We start from the raw sequence: 20,681 nt of genomic DNA on the forward strand, positions 1-20,681 counted from the left end.
GCCGGGTTTGAAGGCGCATCCCAATTGTTAGAACCAACGAACAATGGAAGTGCAGTATTATATACATATTCACAAACGTATAAAAAATAAAAAGGGCATGAGTCCGGTCCACTACCGGAATTATGCCCAACAGGTTGTTTTATAAATACGTGTCTCCCAATAAGGCGGCGCTTCATGCTGGTGAACGGCTGCCTGTGCGTATTTATTGGATTAAACCGCGTTTAACGCCTCGAATATCATGAATACGATCTGTTGGCGAAGCGCCGTCCGCAGCGATCGTTTAAGACATCGGTATTTCGAGGGCGAAATCGAAGTCGTCGATATCATACACTTGAACGGGGAGAGCGCTTTCCACGATACGCTGAATCAGCTCGTATTGGTCGGTCAGGATCGGTGCTTCGGCCTTTTGGGAAGCGAGCAGAAGCTCGGTTTCGATCGGATCGAAGGCCTCTCCGTAGGTTGCGGTATCCAAGGTATTCATCACCGTTACGGTTGTGGATTCCCCCACAGGAATCATCGGGCTCTTGGCCCAAGGGACCTGAAGGGCGCGATCGATCTTCTTCTTATTGAGCGGCTCCTCGAAATAGGAGATGAGCTCACGGATCTTCATCTTGACGTGCTGATCATCTGCGGTATTGTTCATGAGCTGCTCCTCGCTGGCATGGAGCTCGTACAATTCCAATATGGTTGTATACGGAACAATGTATTCGACGGGCGTCGGCGGTACCAACAATTGGCCATATATGGCCAGCATAACCGCTTCCGTCACGAAAATCCTGGTCATGAAAGAAATCCTCCTGCGTGATATGATACAATAATTGAGTTTAGAACTAATAAATCATTGAAGGGTTTAATTGTCAACCGCTCTTTATAGAACAACCGGGTGGATTGCATAGGAAAGGGGCTGTTATCTCACTTGAAATCATGGAAAATTTACTATCCATTCGTTAAGCCTTATATGAAGTGGATCATTCTGACCCTCGCGATCGGGATGATTAAATTCGGGATCCCGCTGCTGCTCCCGATGATCATGAAGTATGTTGTGGATGACCTTCTGATCAACCAACAGCTGTCCGTCGCACAGAAGATTGAGCAGCTCATGTGGATTCTCGGCGGTACTCTGGTGGTGTTTGTCATCATCCGGGGACCGGTCGAGTATTTCCGGCAGTATTTCGCGCAGTTCATTACAAGCCGGATTCTCTTCGATATGCGAAACCGGCTGTACGCTCATCTTCAGCGCCTGTCGCTGCGCTATTATCAGAACACGAAGGTGGGGGAGGCAATCTCCCGCTTTATTAATGATGTGGAGCAGTCCAAGAACCTGGTGGAAGTCGGCATGATGAACATTTGGCTGGACATTTTCACACTGCTCTTCGTTCTGGTCATCATGTTTGTCATGAATCCGGTGCTGACCCTGGTATCCATTGCGGTGCTTCCACTGTACGGATTGGCGGTCAACCTGCTGTACAAGCGGCTGAAGAAGCTCACGAAGGATCGGTCCCAGGCGCTGGCCGGCATTCAAGCGTACCTGCATGAGCGCATTCAGGGGATCTCCGTTATTCGAAGCTTTACGCTGGAGCGTTACGATCAGAAGAAATTCGAAGGCATCAACGGAAATTTCCTGAAAAAGGCGATGGCCCAGACGCGCTGGAACGCGCTCACCTTCTCGGTGATCAACACGCTGACCGACATCGCGCCGATCCTGGTGATCGGCTACGGGGGGTACCGGGTTATCCAGGGGGATCTAACGCTGGGGACATTTGTTGCCTTCTTTGGTTACCTGGACAGGCTGTATGCGCCGCTGCGGCGTCTGATTAACTCGTCGACGGTGTTGACACAAGCCTCTGCATCGCTGGAGCGCGTCAAGGAATTAATGGACGAGCCCTATGATATCGTGGACCGGCCGGATGCCAAGGAGCTGAAGCAGGCGGGGCAGATCGAATTCGACCGGGTGTGGTTTCAGTATAACGACGATGCGGGTTGGGTGCTGAAAGACATCAATTTGACGATTAAGCAGGGGCAGACGATCGCCTTCGTCGGGATGAGCGGCGGGGGGAAATCCTCGCTAATCGGTTTGATTCCAAGATTCTACGACGTTCAGCAGGGCGCGGTCAAAATCAACGGACATGATGTTCGCAGCTTAACGCTGGACAGCCTGCGCGGATCGATCGGTATGGTGCTTCAGGATAATTTCCTGTTCAGCGGCACGGTCCGGGAGAATATCCTGTTCGGCAACCCGGAGGCAGGCGAAGAGGAGATCATCGCCGCGGCGAAGGCTGCCAACGCCCATGATTTTATCACCCAGCTGCCGCAGGGATATGAGACGGAGGTTGGCGAGAGGGGCGTCAAGCTGTCCGGCGGACAGAAGCAGCGGCTTGCCATTGCCCGCGTCTTTCTTAAGGATCCGGACATTCTTGTGCTCGACGAGGCGACCTCTGCGCTGGATCTGGAATCCGAGCATCTTATTCAGCAGGCGCTGCAATCGCTGACCCATAATCGGACCACGCTCATTGTCGCGCACCGTTTGTCAACGATTACGCACGCCGATCAGATCGTCGTGTTGGAGAACGGCCGGATTACCGAGCAGGGCACGCATGCCGAGCTGATGAACCTGGACGGCAGCTATGCCCGGCTGTACAATGTGCAGCATCTTGAAGCTTAGAAGCAGAACTTGAATAAGACCCGTTTCCATGGCCTGCGCGGCCTGGAAGCGGGTCTTTGATGTTTATGGTTGACTCTATTGGCTTTATTGCCGGTGTGCTTACTGTTTGAATTCCTCAGGGCTCAGGCGTCTGGAGCACCGTCTCATACGTGGTCTGGATGTAGTCCAGCGTTTGATGATGCAAGACGATGTTATGGACGAGGGTGACAAGCATAAATACGATCATGACACCGGTCAGCAGCTGTTTGACCAGGCCTTGGTGCAGCTTCGAGATCAGCATGGCCGCCAGGACGAATATAGCAAACAGGTAATGGCCTGCGTACAGATACAAATCATAGGAATAGGTTGCGAGCCCGAAGCCGACAACGACATGCAGCAGAATCCCGAACATAATGTAAACGATGAAGGCCCAGGCATTCCGCGTTCTCAAGCCGCTTACAAAAGCCAGGATGGCGAGCGCAAGCAGCCCGAATCCGATGATGTTGACATAGACCGGGTAAGGCTTGGTTAAATCCGTCGCGAAAGCGGCGATGCCGGGATCGATCATGGCCATCTCAGGGGAAAGGATCGGGCTCACCAGCAGCATATGAAAAACACGGGAATGGTGCGCAAACGAGAAGGGCGCCACGTAGCTGAAAGCGCCGCTTTGCATGCTCGAGAATACATTTCCAATCCATGTCTTTCCCGAGAAGACGAAATACTGAATCAGCGTCGCACCTGCGACCAACGCGGCAAATACGAGCAAGGTGTACAGGAGCCGGCCCCAAATCGAATGGCGTCGCCGGTCAAACAAGCTGAAGAAGAATGCGCCGAAGAAGGTTGCCACATTCGTCGAGGTAATTCCGAAATTAAGCAGTCCAAAGGCAGCGTTAGCCGGCACGCTGAAGCGATCCTGGGCCCGGCAATAGTGCAGATAACCAGCTGAAAGGATGATGACAAACTGTGCATAAGCATAGGAGTCAGGAATCAGTGCGGTGAAAATCGTATACGAGCTGATGCCAAAGAAGATTGCCATAATGAAGGCTAGCAGCCAGCCGGCACCGATCCGGCGGATGAGATAATACAGAATCGCCGAACTGCATGCATTCAAGATCGATTGAATGATCAGAAAGGGCAAATTCGATTTGCCGAACAGAAGGGTCAGCGTACTGGTTAAGAAATTGATAAGCGGGTGAATAATCGTGACATTTTCGGGCCCGTATTGCATGGAAGGGTCAAAGTTGAACAAATTCAACTGAAACGGCGCTCCGTAAAAAGGGTTATGAGGGGCAAGCAAGGCCGCGTTGTCCCTTATGTATGAAACAAACGGGATGTTCATATAGAAATACAGCACCGCAAGGCAGACAGCCAGTCCGATGGCCGTGTAATTGTCGCGTTTGTTTCGAAACAAATAGCTTAGAAAAGACATGTTCACATTCCACCAATCCATCAATAGTTAAGATTTGTTCTCACAAGCGTACTCACCGTCACCATACGAGGAGCAATAATCCGGAGATGATAAAAGCTACGCCCGCTATTTTTCCGATGCCGACGGTCTCTTTGAACACAAGCCTGGCAAAGATCAGCGCCCACAGAAAGGTCAGAGCGTTGGCCGGCATGACAAGCGTGTAAGGCAGCTGACCAAGCAAATAGATGTTAAGCAGCGCACCCAAGCCATAGCTGATAAACCCGGCCAGGAGCAGCTTGAGCTGCTTGTTCGCCGTGAAGGCTTTGAACAGCACGCTCCCCAAGGAGCCGAAGAGAGTCATAACAAGCAGCAGCGCATACAGGATCCATTCATTTTTCATAGGAGGTTAAGGTCACCCCGATTCCGAGCAAAGCAACAGCTGCCAATTTTTTGATGCTTAAGGGCTCATCCAGGAAAAACTCGCCGTAAAACAGCGCCACGATGTAGCTGATGGACATCAGCGGGTAGGCAACCGACAGCTTTTCCAAGGAAAAGGACTTGATCATGAGCAAGGCGCCAAGCCCGTAACAAATAAATCCGATGGCCATGTACCACAGATTCGTATGCCCCCACTTCCAGAACAATTGACCAGTCGCTGTCAGAAAGGCCGACAGGATCATCAGCCCCTTGCCGAGATGACGCGGCGCTCCCTTCGCTTTTATTTGTTCCATATTAATCCCTCGCATCCATGGGCGGAATTGTGATTGATCAAGTATTTATGCTTGGCCAAGCCCAGCATGGGCAAATCGGACAGCGAATCGGAATACGCGCAGGACTGCTCGTAATCAATGACGAGGCCGGTATCCTCTAAATATTGCCGGATTCGAAGGACCTTCTCTTCCCCTTTGCAATTTTTCCCCTCAATCATCGAGGTGAAGCGTCCGTTTCGGGACGTTAGCTTTGTGGCGATCACATGGTCGACATACGGCAATTCGGTAAAAAATCTCATATAAGCATCAGGGGATGCGGTCACGAGCAGGACATGGAAGCCTTGATTTTTCTTGTCCTTCATGACGTTGACCGCTTCCGGATACATAGCAGGCAAAATTTTAGTCCGATAGAAATGCTCAAGGTCCGAATCGTCCATATGGCGAATGGCATGAAAATATGCGCTCTTGGCCTGCTCTGCCGGCATCACCCCCGCTTTATACAGGGCGGAATGCAGCACAACCTTAAATAGGTGCGGAGCCGAGGACGGTCGCTTCTTCCACCCGTAGATTAGAAACTGGAACATGGAGTCCGTGCGGATCACCGTTTTATCAACATCAAAAATCGCGAATTTTTGCTTCATAGGTCATTCCTTCTATAATAAGACGTTTAGATGCTATTCAAAGTTCACTAAAATTACGACGACGCTGACCACGTATAAGATCACGGTGATCAAGATGTGGCGATCCTCCAAGAGAACCTTGTCCGGGGCGCCGCCTTTCTTCTCGATGTGGATCAGGTACAGATAACGGAACATGCCGTATATGACGAACGGAATCGTCCACATGAGGTGGACGGTTCGGCCCGAAGTAAAGGTGAACAGCGAGTAGCTGATGATCGTCGCCGTTGTCACGATACTGCTCATCTGGTCCAGCAGGTCAAACGAATAATGATCCAGCACTTTACGATGGGAGCCTACGTCGCTTTGCAGCAAATAAAGCTCGTGGCGCCGTTTCCCGATTGCAAGGAACAGGGAGAGAAGCATCGTGCACAAGAGAAACCACGGCGTAAACGGCACGTGGATGACAAGGCCGCCCGCAATCGCCCGAAGCACGAACCCGGCCGCAATGATCATAATATCAATGATAACGACGTGTTTCAGCCGGAAAGAGTAGGCGACATTCATCGCAAAATAGAGCAGCAGCAGACCTGTGAACAACGGGTTCAAAAGGTAAGATACCGCTAGGGAAGCGATGAGCAGCAGGGCGCCAAAAACAAGCGCCAAATTTGGCGGAAGTTCGCCGGAAGCCATAGGGCGGAATTTCTTGACCGGGTGGTTCCGATCCGCCTCGCGGTCCGCATAGTCGTTGACAATATAAACGCAGCCGGATACAAAGGATAGCAGAAAAAAGCCGATCACGGTATCGAGCAGCGTGCGGGCATGTACCGTTTCAAAGGAGAATAAAGGAGCTGCAAAAATGAGTAAATTCTTAGTCCATTGCTTCGGTCGGAGCTGCCTGAAGAGCAGCAGGGGAAGCCTTCTCATAGGAGCGGCGGACGATTCCGTATTAGTTGACGACAATGGGATTACCTCCTGGATCTAACGTTGTACATAAGCTCAAAGAAGAAGAGACTTCATAAAATACGATAGCTATCATACCATAAATTTGACTTTGAATGGAAATGATAGGTTTGCATAAATACAAAATCGAAAAAGCCTCCCTACGTATAGTAAGACGTTCAGGAGGCAGAACTTGTTTCATGAAAGGATCTGTAATCAAACGGTAATGCCATTCAGGACTTGCCGATCAACAGGGACAATAGTCCGGCTGCAATTAGCGGACCGACCGGGACCCCGCGGAATAACGCGACACCGAGCACGGTCCCGATCAGCAAACCTGCGACGACGGTCGGGTTGCTCCCCATCAGGGTAGCTCCCCTGCCCCCAAGGTAAGCGACAAGCATGCCTACGGCGATGGCGAGAAGCGACTTCCAGTTCAGGAACGATTGGCCGATCGACGCAAGACTCATCTTCCCGCTAGCCAGCGGGGACATGACGCCAACGGTCAATATGATGATCCCGATGGTGAGGCCGTATTTCTCAAGCCATGGGAAGGCTTGGTGAAAGCCGGTCACCCGGATCAGCAAAAGGGCGAGCATCGCGATGGTTACGGCCGAGTTGCTGCTGATAATCCCGAGCGCAGCCATGGCAAGCAGGATGAGGGAGGTTACATCCATACGGAATCACTCCTTATTAGCTTAGCTTTGTGCTGTAGCATTCAAGTGCTGTGCGATTAACCGCCCATGATAACGGCCGGTCTCGATAAAGACCTCGTTCGCGTTGCGTCCGGAAGCGATTACCCCTGCGACATACAATCCGGGCACGTTCGTTTCCATCGTCTCCGGGTTATACAGCGGCTTCTCCATGTCCTGGTCCAGTTGAACGCCGGAGGAGGAGAGGAGCTTGCGGTCCGGTCGGAATCCCGTCAAGGCGAGGACAAAGTCGTTATCGAGCTGCAGCTCTTCGCCTTTGGTGGATTCGATTCGGACCGAATTCTCCGTGATTTCAACGACACGGGACTGCAGATAGAGCTGGATATGCCCTTTCTGCACCATGCTGTCGAACAGCGGACGAACCCAAGGCTTGATGTTTTCGGATACGGCATCGCCCCGGTAAACCATCGTGACCTCCGCACCGACGCGGATCAACTCCATAGCCGCATCCACGGCCGAGTTGCTGCCGCCGATGATGACGGTCTTCATACCGGCATAAGGATGGGCCTCGCGGAAATAATGGGTGACTTTCTCCAAGTCTTCTCCGGGGATGCCAATATAATTCGGATGATCGAAATATCCGGTTGCAATGACGACGTGACGGGCCAGCCGCACGTTCTCTTCGCCGTTTCGCCGGCGGGTGCGGACAGTGAAACTGCCGTCTTGCTGCTTAGTAATTGTAAGGGCCTCTTCGTATGGAGATATTTTCAGACCAAAATGTTTGGCGACGCGACGGTAATAGGCGAGCGCCTCGTGCCGGTATGGTTTGTCATTCGATATGGCAAACGGAATATCTCCGATTTCGAGCATTTCAGCCGTACTGAAAAATTGCATATGCGTGGGGTAGAGATAGATGGAATGAACGACATTATGCTTATCAATAATTTCGCAGTCCAGTCCCTGGCGGCCGCATTCGATAGCTGCTGCCAGACCGCAGGGACCTGCACCGATTACAAGAACATCTAGCATGGTGATCCTCCTTATGTATATACCTTACGCTTTTCATCAGCATTATAATCCTACAGCAAATGCAGGGATAAATCCAGATTTGACGCCGGGAACGAACCCGGCAGAAAGGCTTTAGACGGATGGGCAAGCCCGGTTGGAAAGGTGTGGCGAGGGCGGATGGAGGGTTGAAAAACAAAACAAATTAGATTAATATTAAATTAGATGAATATTAAATTTAATATTTGTTAAATTCATTATCAATGAATGAGGAGGGGAAGGAAATGAAATCATCAACGAACGAAGCATATAAGGCTTCCGTCATCAACAACTTCATGACCCGCGAAGGGAGGCTCCGGCACATCCCGGCGCAATACAAGAAGAAGCTGGTTATTTTGGAGCATCTTGTCGAGCAGCTGGAAGAAGGGAGAGTCTATCCCGAGAAGGAAATCAATGCTTATATTCAAACGTATCATGAGGATTTTGCCACGATCCGCCGCGAATTCATCATTCATGAGTACATGAGCAGGGACAGGGAAATGTATGTGCGAAATCCGCGGGAGCGCTGGACCAAGTGGGAAGAGGTGTAGGGTGCTAAACAGCATAACAAACAGCATCTGGGTCATGCACAGCACAGCATTTCCCGTTCATGTGAAGCGGCTGGGCATGGCGGGATGCTGCGAAAAAAACCACCTTCATGGCAAGACGCGCCTAATGAAGGTGGTTTCCGTTATAAAGTAAGGGAATGTTATAAAGGTATAAGTTCGTTTAGAAGCCGGCAGCCGCTTTTTTCACGAGCTCCAAGCCGGATTGAACGATAGCTTCCGCTTCTTGAGGGAATTGGTTATGGCCCTCGATGATGAGGGTTTCGATATCCTGCACGCCCCATTGGCGAAGGTTGCGGATCACGAAGTTCACAGCCATTTCGGCAGCGGCCATCGGCCCTTCGGAATAGTTGCCGCCGCGTGCGTTAAGCAGGACTACTTTCTTGCCTGTCACAAGTCCTACGACACCTTCCGGCGTATATTTAAATGTTTTGCCAGCCTGGTTCAAGTAGTCGATATAAGTATGCAGCACGGCAGGCACGGTCATATTCCACAGCGGGAAGGCAAACACGATTTTGTCAGCGGCGAGAAATTGATCGATATATTTCGTAACATTGGCAGCAGCAGCTTGTTCTTCCGGCGTTGCCTCGATTCCGCGGGAAGCCTTGAACATCCCGTTGATGGCGGTGCTGTCATAGTATGGAAGATTCTCGGCGAAAAGGTCAAGCTCCGTAATTTGGTCCTCCGGATGATTCGCCTTGTAGGCGTCCAAAAACTCGCGGTACATCTTCACGCTTACCGATTGATCGATAGCTCTGTTGTTGGCTTTGATGAATAGTACGTTTGACATGTATGAAAACTCTCCTTGTTGTAGTTTGACTTTATAAAGTATAGTATATTACCTTTATATTGTTTGTCAATGACGCCTACTGGAGAATTCGAATGTCTCCGGAATGAGTTTCCACATGAATCGTATCGTTCGTTTCCCCTGGAGAATCCGGGGCATCCACAGACCCGGAGCGAGTCGTCAGTTCATAGACGCCCCTGAATGATGCATCCGGCCGAACGTTTACATCGCCTGATCTGCATATAATGCTGACGGGAGAGCTTCCAATCAGTCCCAAATGGATATCGCCTGAAGTCAGGCTGACGTCGGCGGGACCTTCCAGATCTTTCAACCGGATGTTGCCCGTTCGATTCGTGATGGAGGTTGCTGCCTGTATTCCAGTGCCCTTGATGTCTCCGGATATGTTCTCGATCATAAGCTGCTCGGCGTTCACCTGATTCAGAACGATATCGCCTGAAGTCAGTGAGATGTCGATTCGCTTGGATGAGGCGCCATTCAAGCGGATGTTGTTCGATAATGAGGATACCATCAGTTCTTCAAGCTCCTTGTCAGCGGGGAGAGAGACCGTCAGCTTCCCTTTGGGGAACCGGAAGTTGACGCCCAGAAACTCGATGGCCTGAGGCGTAGTCAAATCGAGATCGATTTCGGAGCCTGCCGGATCGAAAGCATTAAGGATATCCGCATGCTCTTGCTTAATCGTTCCTTCAAATGAAATGGAACTGGTATTATCGCTGCTTGTTTCAAATGCGATCTCCGTCGCGAACCCGCTGGAAAGCCTGAACTGCTTGAGTGCTTCAGTGTCTTCAAGCTCCCATCGTTTCTCGTAGGCAACCAGATCCTCGCCGAATTTGAATTTGTTTACGGCCATCCCGGCGATGCCAATGAGGATCAGTACCGCCGCGAAGGCAAATAGTAATTTCTTGATCATCGCATGTCACTTCCTTTCATCACCCGGACATTCCAGCTTGAGTAGCCCCGGGTAAGACAGGAGAGCCACCGAAAGATTGAACGAGCGCCATACACAAGCAGGATGCCGACACCGACCAGGGATACCGACAGAAACAATTTAGCCGGATAAAAGCTGCCGTTGATGATATATTCCACAAGCACAAGCGCCGGGCTGACCAAGCATGCAAGCACCAAGGTTGCAACGGCTATCCCAAACGACCACAGGGCGGCAATGAGCGGATACGCAATCATGCCGCAGAAAACGAGGCCGGTGCAAGCGGCTATTTTTCCAATGGACGTTGGTTTCTTCCTTGCTGCCGAAGGCAGCCCGATATCTTCAATATATCCGCCGCTAAGCGCATCCCGCGCAATTTCAAACGGATCGCCAAGCTCGCGGGCAATCTCCTCTTCGGTGCGGCCGTTCTGCAAGCCGAATATAAAGTGGGATTCCACGTCTTGAATCAGCTCCCGCCGTTCATCGGGAGGGAGTGCGGCTAGCCGAGATTCCAAAATCGAAATGAACTGTTGTCTTGTCATACTAATTTCCTTCCTCGATCAGATTGGTCACATTACTCACAAAAGCCTTCCATTCCTTCACCATAGCCTCCATATAATTCACTCCGCTGTCGGTAAGCCTGTAATATTTACGGGGCGGCCCCTCGCTGGATTCCTGAAGATAGGTCGTGCAATAGCCTTCATTCACAAGGCGGCGAAGCAGCGGGTAGAGGGCGCCTTCGGCCACCTCGATGTGCCGCGAAACGGCCTGCGCCAGCTCATAGCCGTATTGATCCTTGCGGTTGATGAGCACAAGGACGCAGAGCTCGAGAACTCCTTTTTTGAATTGGACGCTCACATCCATGCGAATAGAGCCTCCTTTCTATTGAATGAATGTCTGTGATGCCCATCGGTAGTGATTATTGTTCAGTAGCTGACAACAATAAGATATCATTAGGTACTGAATAATGCAAGATACTGATCAAAAAATAGGCTGAATATGATCAAAGTCAAAAACGGTCGAACCCTGGGAAGCTTTGTTTTAAGCGGAAAAAGCCGTTTGAGCTTGAAAATGCGGGGTTAATAGAAGTTAACAGGGCATAATTGCAAACGTTCGTTGTTCCAAATCAATCATGGAGGGATGGGTTGTATGTCAATCGATCGTTTTATCCTCATGAAGCTGGCGAGCTGCAAAGAGAAGACAACGAGAATGAACCTTGTCAAACTGTTTCAAATTCGAATTCAGAGAGCACAGATGGCGGAGGAGCGCCATTTGAGGTTATAATAGAAGAAAAAAAGGGGCTACCCCTCTTAAAAGAGGGATAGCGCAAGAGAGTCGTTTTCACTTTTGCTGTGAAGAATTGCCTCGGATCCTTCGATCTCAATGCTGATGAGGGAGTTGAGGCATTTTTTCAGCGCTTTTTTTCCATTGCGGATTTTATTGTCAAGGGCGCTAGTCAGCAGTTTAAGCACCTTCTGTACCGGCTGCTTGCTATCTGTCGTAAAATAGACGGGAACCGGTCTGTTTTGGAACATAATCAGTGTTCTCATATCAATCACCTCACGAAAACTTATTTCATGATATTTGCATTATAATTTGCCAATCTTAAAATAACCTTAAATTCATAGAATTAATCAGCATCAATTTTATGAGATTGACAGTTTTGTGAACAGTCCGATCTGGCCCCATTGGAGGCGGAAATCCATTATAATTGATACACAATTAGTTCATAGGGAGCATGCATAACCACCCAAAAATAGGAAATGGGGATTATGTCACAAATTGACAGAGCGAACCCCAGAATGATATAGTTACAATAATGTAACTATTTTTTATATCTTATGATATAGGTGTTTCGGCTTTACGCATGGAATATTCAAGGAATGATGTTGAATTCGAAAGGCAGGGTTGACCGGATGATTCTTACCGTAATCAGCGGGCGTAACGAAGAAGAATGGTTTGATATCGATGTTCCAGACGAATGCTCCATCGAACGGCTGGTCGAGCTGCTGGGCTTGCGTTTGTTTCATGGACCGTCGGGGGACGGAATTCAATATATATTGGAAGCGAAGTTTCCTGAAGGCTTGTGGTTCAAGGTTGAAGGCCGTTCAAGCCTTGTCGAGGCAGGGTTGAGAGAAGGTTCTTACATCCGCCTGCAGCGGGCATATTCCACCACCACGGAGGAGGCGCCCGTCTATGGCAGAAGATCGTTGTTTCAAGAAGGCTGAATTTGGGTAAATAACCCCTTGGTTTTGGTTGAAACATGCTAGATCAACAACATACATAATTAATGAACCTACCAGATGCTCTCGATTAGGAGGAAAGTGACATATGAACGTGTTATATCAACGTTCGCCGCGTATTAAACCGGCTTTACCCGATGAAGACATGGAGATTTTGAGGCCGCCGTCCGAGCCCAGCAAGCCTTCCTTCTCCTTGATCTCGATCATAATTCCGATCATAATGACGGCTGCGACGATCGGATTCTATGTATATATCAGCATGAGTGGGAAAATGGGGGCTGGGAGTCCTTATATCGTGCTGTCCATTATGATGATGCTGACCTCATATACCCTTCCGTTCTTTATGTACCTGAGCAACAAGAAGTCGTATCAGAAGAAGCTTGAGGAGCGCAATCAGAAGTATCGGGCCCAGCTCGAGCTCCATCGCGAGGAGCTTAAGGAGCGGCAGAAAGAACAGGTTGAGACGCTGTTCGATATTCACGGCGATCCCGACGTGTGCTTTCACGTTGTGAAGAACCGCAGCAGCAATCTGTGGGAGCGTTCCCCGGAGGATTCGGATTTTCTTGAAGTGTGCGCCGGCAAAGGGCAAGTGCCGTTCCGCATCCGGGTCAAGACGCCCCGTGCCGACGGGTATGACAAAGACCCGCTGATTGAAGCTGCAGAAGGCTTGGCCTCCGAGTTTCAAACCGTCGAGGATGCTTCGATCGCGCTTCCGTTATTCGAGTCGAAGGTGATCGGAATCGTAGGAGGAAGAGACCAGGTCTTGAACATGCTGAGGGTTCTTATGGCACAGTCAGCTGTAAGGCACTCACCTGATGAAGTGAAAATTGCAGCCTTTTATGAAGAAAAGGAGTCCACCGAGTGGCAATGGCTGCGGTGGCTTCCGCATACATGGGACGATGACCGGTCAAGCCGCTATTTGGCGGACCGCCGGAGCAGCGCCCACCAGCTGGCCGACGAAATCTTCACGCAGCTTCATCGCCGCAAGAACAATCGGTCTGAATACGGTAACAAGTCGATCGTGACTCCGGCCTATGTCGTCATTTTGTCCGGCACTCACCTTATCGAGGAAGAGCCGCTTTTGCCGTTGCTTATGGAGGATGGCGAAGCCATCGATGCGGTAACGATTGTCCTGTCCGACCGCAAGGAAAGCCTGCCGATGCACTGCCAGCTGATCGTGGAGGTGGGACGCGACCAAGCGGAATATACGGTGAAGAAACCGGACGGCACGGTGTCCCGTCAAGCCTTCCAGCCCCATCATATCAGCCGTGAACAGATGGAGGCCTTGGCGCGTTATATGGCACCTATCCGGCTGAAGCGCTCCTCTGCATCGGATATTCCGAGCATCCTGCCTCTGTTTGAAATGATGGACATTCAATGCATCGGGGATTTCGATGTTTACCGTCGCTGGCAGCAAAACCGCTACCCGGACACGCTGCCGGTTCCAATGGGCGTCCGCGCCGGAGGCAAGAAGATTAATTTGAATCTTCATGATAAAATAGAGCGTCAGGGACATGGGCCCCACGGATTGATTGCCGGAACGACAGGGTCGGGGAAGAGTGAGGTCATTCAATCGATCGTGGCTTCGCTGGCCGCTGAATTCCACCCGCATGATCTTGCGTTCATGCTGATCGACTACAAGGGCGGGGGCATGTCCAATACGTTCGTGAACCTGCCGCATGTCGTGGGTACCATTACGAATCTGGACAACAATCTGATCGAGCGCGCAAAGGTATCTCTTAAGGCCGAGCTGGTGCGGCGTCAGAAAATATTAAATGATGCGGGCAATCTCCAGCATATCGACGAATATTATAAGCATCTCCGCAACCGTCCGGGCGAACCGCTGCCGCATCTGGTCATCATTATTGACGAATTCGCGCAATTAAAGAAGGATCAGCCTGAATTCATGGACGAGCTTATCAGTATCGCTGCGATCGGGCGGACGCTCGGCGTCCATCTGATTCTTGCGACCCAGAAGCCGGCAGGTGTCGTGGATGACAAAATCTGGAGCAACTCCCGTTTCCGTATCTGTCTCCGTGTTCAAAGCGAGGGGGACAGCCGGGATATGCTGAAAATACCGAACGCAGCCTGGATCAACAAGCCGGGTCGGGGGTATTTTCAGGTCGGAAGCGACGAGGTATTCGAGGAGATGCAATTCGCTTGGAGCGGTGCTCCTTATGTAGAGGAGATGGACTCCGATGGCGCGATCGTGATCCGCGAGGTGCGCCTGAACGGAAAAACCGAACCGCTGCTTGCTTCCGAACACAGCGCGGGAGCTCAACAGGAGCAGCCGAAGCAGCTCCAAGTATTTATCGACCATTTGGCCCAAGTGGCCGAGCGGCAAGGAATTGAACGGCTGCAGGGCCCATGGCTGCCCCCGCTGCCTGAGACTCTGGACCTCGACACGGTCATGGCTGACGTGGAGGAGCCGATGCTGGGCGCAGCGATTGGCCGCAGACCGCTTGAGTCTTATGTAGGAACGGTGGACGATTTACCTAATCAATGCCAGCGTCCGCTGGTCCTCAATTTGGAGCAGGGGCATTGGGCCGTATACGGCATGCCTGGACTTGGGAAGACCACCTTTATTCAGACGATGCTGATGTCGCTGGCTCGGCGCTATACGCCTGACGATTGGCATGGCTACGTTGTCGACATGGGCCGTATGATGCGGGACTTCACCGTGCTGCCTCATGTCGGTGCGGTTATGACGGCGGAGGAAGAGGACCGGATTAAACGCCTGTTCCGTTATCTTGCCAAAATCGCGGGTCAGCGCAAGGATATGATCGCGGAAGCCGGGGTGAAGACGGTCGCTGCATACCGCAGAGCGTCGTCCGAGCCCGTGCCTCAGCTGATCGTTGTCATCGACGGGTATTTGAATTTCCGCAATACGTACACGGAAGAGAACGATATGCTCGAGTATTTGCTGCGTGAAGGCGGCAGTCTTGGCATTACGTTTGTTATGACGGCAAACCGGGTGTCGGATATGTTCGAAAAGGTGCGGAGCAATATTGCCCATGCGGTTTCTTACGAACTGGCCGATCCGGCTGATTATTACTATGCCGTAGGCCGGCCGGCGAAAGCGCCAAGCCAGCTTCCGCCAGGCAGGGGGCTTGTGAAAGGCCAGGTTCCGCCGCTGGAATTCCAGACGGCTCTGCCGGCTCCGGGACAGGAGGAGGGAGACCGCTCTTCGGCGCTTCGCCAGCTCATCCGTGACATCGCGAAGTCCTGGCAAGGCGAGGAAGCACCTCCGATTGAATCCCTGCCGGAACAGATCCCGCTCCATCAGCTGCTGAAGGTGGACGAGCCGTTCGAACGCGGCAGGATGGATCCATATGAGGTTCCGGTCGGCGTTGCAACGGACGACTTGTCGCCATTTACGATCAACCTATCGGACGGACCTCATTTCATCGTCGCAAGTCCGATGGAGGGCGGCAAAACTTCATTCCTGCTCAGCTGGATGCTGGCGCTTGCCTACTATACGCCGCCGGAGGCTCTCGAAATATATACCGTGGATACACGGTACGGGAGCAGCGGCCTGAGCCGGTTGAATCATCTGCCGCATGTCCGCGGTCATGCCGAGAATGAAGAGGAGCTTGCTTCCGTGATCTCCGGCCTGCATGAGCGGATTCAGGGCAGGTCCAAGGACAGCGAAGATCCAGCCATCGTGCTTCTTATTGACGATGCCGACGTGCTGAGCAAGCAGCTTAACGATTTTACTTTGAAGGATCAGTTGTCAGCCATTGTAAGGCAAGGGCGGGACCGGAATGTCCATGTTATCGTGGCCGGCGTGCCTGCTGACTTTCCGACATACGGCGTCGACTGGTTTACCGATATAAAAGCGGCGCAAAATGGGTTTTTATTCGGAACCCTGGATTCGAACGATTTATCCTTCTTTAGAATTCCTTTTTCCGAATCTGCGAATAGTCCTGGAGGACTAAAGATTCTTCCTCCGGGACAAGGGTACTATGTAAAACGCAAATTTTCCAGAATAAAAGGCGCAATTCCGTTTCATGAAGAGTGGAATGCCCAGAGATGGGTCTCAGAAATTCGCGACCGATGGCATGTTGTAGTTTGAGGGGAGGTGGCTCATAATGTTGACAATTCATGCTTCCAAACAAGAAACAATCACTCTGAACGATAAGGAATTTTTCTTCTTGGCTGGAATTATCGGATCGGACAGATTGCTTGGCGTTGAGGATCCCTTTGTCGGGTACTTAACCGAAGAAATTGCAGAGGAATGGGAAAATGCCAAACAATCTTTGTTAAGCAAGCAATACTTGATACAAGAAGAGGGCGGGGAATTGTCAATTCCTCCTGAAGTGTTTTCGAGAGTTGCTATTGCGGGACTTGCGGAGCGTGCATGCTGGTTGAAATACGAAACTCAGGTTAAGTCATTTGAAGGATATCTGCATGTTACCGACGAACGAGTAATACAAGTGTGCAGAAGCAGCGAAGACAACCGGTGTTATATGCTTAGCGAGCTCGGTACGATTGAACAGGCTTGTGATCAGTTGGTCGAGGATCTTGCGCTCAGCGATCACAACTGGGGAGATATCCCCGCACTCCTGTTAAGCCGGAAGGAGTTCGGCGACATCTATACCTCGGCACCCCTGCACAGCGGGGAAGAAATCGGTGATCGGCTGGCCCGGTTAACCGATGATGCGGAAGGATCGATCGCACTGGCCAAATGCATGAAGAACAAAATTTCCTCGGGGGAGCTCCAGCTGTCGATTTGGAACGGAACCAGCTGGGAGAGTCAAAATGCAGCGTTTATTGTGAATGAGTCCATGAATTGGCTTCTGCGAATGAGCCTGGAGGGAGACCAGGACTGGCTTACCGCAGCGCCAGCAACCAAAGAGCAGTTTCGTCATATGCTTCTCATGTGGCTGAAACAGTAACAGAGCCCGTATGAAAGGTGAGGACCAATGCGTATTTCTGTCGAGCCGGAATCACTCCGGACGTTAAGCCGTCAGCTGCAACTCAGTGGCGAAGAATACTTTGCGATGACGAGAAGATTGGGTCAGGCGATGAATTCGCTGATATGGGAAACTTCTCTCAAAGCGGCGGTTATCGATGAGTGGCAGTCTGCCCAGAAGCTGGGGGAGCATCTGGGAGCCCTTCTAGTTCAGCTGGGCAAGCATCTTCAAAACAAAGCGGATCAATTTCAAGAAACGGATCACCAGTACCACAGCATTTTGGAGCATGCGATCATCACGGTATCCCCTACGGCGCTGTTCTCTGCTTCCGGTATGGAAGACCGTGTCTCCATACTGCCCGAGCATAGCTCGGTCTCGGTCATTTCGAATCCGAGCTCGGTGGCAGCCGCTGTCGGGATGACGAGCGAAGAGAAGGGGAATTCGGTGAAGCAGGCCGCACTGGCAGGTCAAAGCTGGACTTTTACCGATCCTTCTTCCCTCAGCATAGCCAATTGATTTCCAAAACTTAGGACGAACGGATAAAGATTAGGTTTCAACTTGGGACGTATAGGGTAACTGGAAATTAGGTCTGAGGACATTTTGATAAACCTAGGCCTGTAGGCTAAGATGTCAAGTGTCACCAGAAATTGAATTTCAAGGAGGTTACATACATGGCAGGTCGTATTTTAATTACGCCAGAACAGGTAGAACAAGTAGCAAATCAATTTAAGCAGAGCGGTGAGCAAAGTCAGCAGATCGTTAACAGTCTGACCCAATCCATCAACGGAATGGAAGGACAATGGGACGGTATGACAAAGCAGCGCTTCTTCCAAGAATTCCAGGAAGCAAGCCGTCTGATGCAATCCTTTGTTCAGACTCTTGACAGCATCAGCAACGAGCTGAGAGCGATCGCTCAGAAATTCCGTATGGCTGACGAATCTCGTTAATCCATACAAGGATCTTTTGTTTTATAATAGATTCATAGGGCAGATAAACCGGGTGCCAGACAGCCCGGTTTTCTTGCAATCCAGGATCTTTATATAGTGAAACCCGCCTTCAGAAGGCGGGTGATGGTGTTTAAGAGAGGGTGATTGTTCGTGACTTTTCAGCCTAACCCTGGCGACGGAATCGTAATCAATGGTACGGCCTATACGGTAGGACAGCATCCTGCCGCTCCCGGCGTAGCCTATGCCCAAGCAGGAAGGCAGGGAATTGTATACCAGCTGATTCCTGTTGACGGTGAGATTTATCAAGCCAAAGCGCTCAAAGTCTTTTTTCCTAAATTCAGAATTCCCGCGATGGTATATCAATCCGAGCATCTGGGCAGCTATCAAGAAATGCCGGGTTTGCGGGTATGCAACCGTGAGGTGCTCACTCCCGAAAGAAACGGAGATTTGATAGCAGAATACCCTGATTTGCTGTATGCGGTCATTATGCCCTGGGTCCATGGATGCACCTGGTTCGATGTGATCAGTGATCAGCGGAATATCGGGCGTTCTGAAAGTCTTATGCTTGCCAAGGCGCTGGCCGCTATCGGCTCAAGCATGGAGCAGCGCGGATTGGCGCATTGTGATCTGTCTGCGCCTAATGTCATGCTTCCGTTTTTTTCGGAAGTGAAGCTGCCGGAAGGAGCAGCCGCCGTAGAGCTTGTGGACGTGGAGCAAATGTACAGCCCCAAGATGGACCGCCCGGACGTCCTGCTTGCAGGGTCCCCGGGTTATGCCGCTCACCGGACGGTGCACAGCGGTTTGTGGAGCGCGTATGCGGACCGGTTCGCAGGCGCTGTCATTATCGCGGAGATGCTGGGATGGAGCGATCCGGCGATCGTCAACCGTGCCTGGGGCGAAAGTTACTTCGACCAGCATGAAATGCAGACGCCGTGCGAGCGATATTTCCTGTTGAAAAAATCGCTCGGTCAACGCTGGGGCTCCCGGATCGCCGACCTGTTCGGCAGAGCTTGGGACAGCCAGGACCTGAGCAGCTGCCCGACGTTCGGCGAGTGGCTGATCGCCTTGTCCTCCGTAAGCGAGGAGGAGGTGCAGGAAGCCCCGCCGGCTGCTGCGGCCGTTGAGGTTGCAGATACGAATACGCAAGAAAAGCCAGCCGAATCGCCTTCCGGAAGTCCTGCAGAAGTGCCTGCTGAATTGATGGAATCGCTGGGCATCCAGCCTGGAACCCGGGAAGTTAACGATAATGTGGTTTCCCGCCTGTTTCATCAGGCCCGGGACTTGGAGGCTGCGGGCAATTTGTCCGGGGCGCTCGAAATATTTCGTTCGGCCTATCATTTTGTTAAGAAGGACAGTCCGCTTGAGGTGGAGCTTGCTGCAGCGATCGCAGGTCTGGAGAAGGAGCTGTTTCCTCCGGAGGACCCTGGCAAAAAAGGGCTAAAGGCGCTGCTGACCTCCCGCAAGTTCATGATCTCCGCGGCTGCGGCGATTGTTATCCTGGCCGGGTCGGCCTTGACGGTTAACCAGATCCTGGCGGAGAAGGCGGAGAGCAAGCAGCTTGAGGCTCAGCGTCTGGCCGAGCAGCAGGCCAAGGAACAGGCGGAAGCTGCACGCAAGCAGCAGGAAGAGGAAGCGGCGAAGAAAGCCGAGGAAGCTCGGAAGGCCGAAGAAGCGAAAAAGGCCGCGGAAGAAGCGAAGAAGGCAGAAGAAGCCAAGAGGGCGGAAGAAGCCGCGAAGAAGGCGGAAGAAGCCCGCAAAGCCAAAGAAAAAGCGGAGCTTCAGGCCAAATACGAGAGGCAGGCAAAGTATGAGGCCTACCTCGCATCGCTGGAGGAGAAGAAAAAGAAGCAGGAGCTTCAGGAAAAGTACGATAAACAGGCGAAATACGAAGCCTATCTTGCTCAGCTGGAAGAGAAGAAGAGAAAAGCCGCGCAGGAGGAGGCCGCTGCCAAAGCGGCTGCCCAGGCTGAGGCGGAACGAAAAGCAAGAGAGCAAGCTGCTCGGGCGGAACAGCTGCAGAAGCAGCGCTCCCAAAATATTGTGGAGCTGGTGGCGTTATACAACAAAGCGTATAATGCGCAGGTCGCGGGTAATAAGGACCGCGCCAAAAACTTCGCCCGTCAGTTCATGACCCTGTACAACAAGGATGCTGCTTATAACCGGACGGTTGGCAGTATGATCAGCCGCCGCAACAATTTGAACAAGTTCTTAGAGGACGACAGCTTCTGGATACCTAAGCTGTAGGAAACATTAACTGAAGAATT

The 20,681-nt window shown here is 51.4% G+C and carries 22 protein-coding genes; 9 read left to right on the top strand and 13 right to left on the bottom strand.

The genetic code is table 11. From position 1 onward, the window contains the following. Positions 1-280: 280 nt before the first annotated feature. Positions 281-784, bottom strand: coding sequence for a hypothetical protein (locus MKX76_RS03915; protein WP_007128647.1), 504 nt, complete (start codon positions 782-784; stop codon positions 281-283). A gap of 132 nt (positions 785-916) precedes the next feature. Between MKX76_RS03915 and MKX76_RS03920 the strand changes: the two genes are divergently transcribed. Continuing rightward, entirely contained in the window at positions 917-2,662 is a 1,746-nt protein-coding gene (locus tag MKX76_RS03920) for an ABC transporter ATP-binding protein (protein ID WP_341033025.1), read from the top strand. A 115-nt stretch (positions 2,663-2,777) separates the two neighbouring features. Here MKX76_RS03920 and MKX76_RS03925 read toward each other — a convergent pair whose 3' ends face one another. From MKX76_RS03925 to MKX76_RS03955, 7 genes are all read right to left on the bottom strand, one after another. After that, positions 2,778-4,070: a DUF6080 domain-containing protein gene (locus MKX76_RS03925; RefSeq protein ID WP_341033026.1), complete on the bottom strand. Its 1,293-nt coding sequence runs from the start codon at positions 4,068-4,070 to the stop codon at positions 2,778-2,780. Positions 4,071-4,128: 58 nt separating this feature from the next. Beyond that, positions 4,129-4,449, bottom strand: coding sequence for an EamA family transporter (locus MKX76_RS03930; RefSeq protein WP_341033027.1), 321 nt, complete (start codon positions 4,447-4,449; stop codon positions 4,129-4,131). Continuing rightward, positions 4,439-4,780: an EamA family transporter gene (locus MKX76_RS03935; protein ID WP_144866416.1), complete on the bottom strand. Its 342-nt coding sequence runs from the start codon at positions 4,778-4,780 to the stop codon at positions 4,439-4,441. Before MKX76_RS03935 ends, MKX76_RS03930 begins: the two co-directional genes overlap by 11 nt. Further along, positions 4,768-5,400, bottom strand: a complete 633-nt coding sequence (locus MKX76_RS03940; RefSeq protein ID WP_341033028.1) for an HAD family hydrolase — start codon at positions 5,398-5,400, stop codon at positions 4,768-4,770. The genes MKX76_RS03935 and MKX76_RS03940 overlap by 13 nt, the downstream gene beginning before the upstream one ends. Positions 5,401-5,433: 33 nt before the next feature. Next, complete coding sequence (locus MKX76_RS03945) at positions 5,434-6,339, bottom strand: decaprenyl-phosphate phosphoribosyltransferase (protein WP_007128641.1); 906 nt, start codon at positions 6,337-6,339, stop codon at positions 5,434-5,436. 212 nt (positions 6,340-6,551) lie between these two features. Then, positions 6,552-6,995, bottom strand: a complete 444-nt coding sequence (locus tag MKX76_RS03950; protein ID WP_007128640.1) for a DUF441 domain-containing protein — start codon at positions 6,993-6,995, stop codon at positions 6,552-6,554. A 21-nt stretch (positions 6,996-7,016) separates the two neighbouring features. Beyond that, a complete protein-coding gene (locus tag MKX76_RS03955) occupies positions 7,017-8,000 on the bottom strand; it encodes a YpdA family putative bacillithiol disulfide reductase (protein ID WP_007128639.1) in 984 nt (327 codons plus the stop codon). Positions 8,001-8,260: 260 nt separating this feature from the next. Between MKX76_RS03955 and MKX76_RS03960 the strand changes: the two genes are divergently transcribed. After that, positions 8,261-8,566 carry a DUF2087 domain-containing protein gene (locus MKX76_RS03960; protein WP_007128638.1) on the top strand — a complete coding sequence of 102 codons (306 nt, stop codon included), beginning with the start codon at positions 8,261-8,263 and terminating at the stop codon, positions 8,564-8,566. Between the two features lie 178 nt (positions 8,567-8,744). On the opposite strand, the gene MKX76_RS03965 is transcribed toward MKX76_RS03960, so the two are convergent. The 4 genes from MKX76_RS03965 to MKX76_RS03980 form a co-directional block, all read right to left on the bottom strand. Then, positions 8,745-9,371 carry an FMN-dependent NADH-azoreductase gene (locus MKX76_RS03965; protein WP_341033029.1) on the bottom strand — a complete coding sequence of 209 codons (627 nt, stop codon included), beginning with the start codon at positions 9,369-9,371 and terminating at the stop codon, positions 8,745-8,747. Between the two features lie 76 nt (positions 9,372-9,447). Beyond that, the gene (locus MKX76_RS03970) at positions 9,448-10,296 is read right to left on the bottom strand and encodes a DUF4097 family beta strand repeat-containing protein (RefSeq protein ID WP_007128636.1); all 849 of its coding nucleotides are present in this window, start codon (positions 10,294-10,296) and stop codon (positions 9,448-9,450) included. Further along, positions 10,293-10,853, bottom strand: coding sequence for an HAAS signaling domain-containing protein (locus MKX76_RS03975; protein ID WP_210095107.1), 561 nt, complete (start codon positions 10,851-10,853; stop codon positions 10,293-10,295). The genes MKX76_RS03970 and MKX76_RS03975 overlap by 4 nt, the downstream gene beginning before the upstream one ends. 1 nt (position 10,854) lies before the next feature. Beyond that, positions 10,855-11,175 (bottom strand): PadR family transcriptional regulator, encoded by a 321-nt coding sequence (locus MKX76_RS03980; protein WP_007128634.1) that lies wholly within the window; start codon positions 11,173-11,175, stop codon positions 10,855-10,857. Between the two features lie 285 nt (positions 11,176-11,460). Here MKX76_RS03980 and MKX76_RS03985 point away from each other — a divergent pair, with 285 nt between their 5' ends. After that, positions 11,461-11,595 carry a hypothetical protein gene (locus tag MKX76_RS03985; protein ID WP_007128633.1) on the top strand — a complete coding sequence of 45 codons (135 nt, stop codon included), beginning with the start codon at positions 11,461-11,463 and terminating at the stop codon, positions 11,593-11,595. Positions 11,596-11,621: 26 nt separating this feature from the next. On the opposite strand, the gene MKX76_RS03990 is transcribed toward MKX76_RS03985, so the two are convergent. Beyond that, positions 11,622-11,861, bottom strand: a complete 240-nt coding sequence (locus tag MKX76_RS03990; RefSeq protein WP_007128632.1) for a hypothetical protein — start codon at positions 11,859-11,861, stop codon at positions 11,622-11,624. Positions 11,862-12,227: 366 nt separating this feature from the next. On the opposite strand from MKX76_RS03990, the gene MKX76_RS03995 reads away from it, so the two are divergent. The 6 genes from MKX76_RS03995 (at position 12,228) to MKX76_RS04020 (ending at position 20,661) form a co-directional block, all read left to right on the top strand. Beyond that, a complete protein-coding gene (locus tag MKX76_RS03995) occupies positions 12,228-12,539 on the top strand; it encodes a hypothetical protein (RefSeq protein WP_007128631.1) in 312 nt (103 codons plus the stop codon). A 103-nt stretch (positions 12,540-12,642) separates the two neighbouring features. Continuing rightward, positions 12,643-16,629, top strand: a complete 3,987-nt coding sequence (essC, locus tag MKX76_RS04000; RefSeq protein ID WP_341033030.1) for a type VII secretion protein EssC — start codon at positions 12,643-12,645, stop codon at positions 16,627-16,629. 16 nt (positions 16,630-16,645) lie between these two features. Then, positions 16,646-17,452, top strand: coding sequence for a hypothetical protein (locus MKX76_RS04005; protein WP_007128629.1), 807 nt, complete (start codon positions 16,646-16,648; stop codon positions 17,450-17,452). Between the two features lie 27 nt (positions 17,453-17,479). Continuing rightward, the gene (locus MKX76_RS04010; RefSeq protein WP_007128628.1) at positions 17,480-17,986 is read left to right on the top strand and encodes a WXG100 family type VII secretion target; all 507 of its coding nucleotides are present in this window, start codon (positions 17,480-17,482) and stop codon (positions 17,984-17,986) included. Between the two features lie 155 nt (positions 17,987-18,141). Beyond that, a complete protein-coding gene (locus MKX76_RS04015; RefSeq protein ID WP_007128627.1) occupies positions 18,142-18,417 on the top strand; it encodes a WXG100 family type VII secretion target in 276 nt (91 codons plus the stop codon). Between the two features lie 150 nt (positions 18,418-18,567). Then, a complete protein-coding gene (locus tag MKX76_RS04020; protein ID WP_341033031.1) occupies positions 18,568-20,661 on the top strand; it encodes a hypothetical protein in 2,094 nt (697 codons plus the stop codon). Positions 20,662-20,681: the final 20 nt, after the last annotated feature.

It is taken from the genome of Paenibacillus sp. FSL R5-0810 (genome assembly GCF_038002285.1).
Taxonomy (GTDB): domain Bacteria; phylum Bacillota; class Bacilli; order Paenibacillales; family Paenibacillaceae; genus Paenibacillus_AQ; species Paenibacillus_AQ lactis.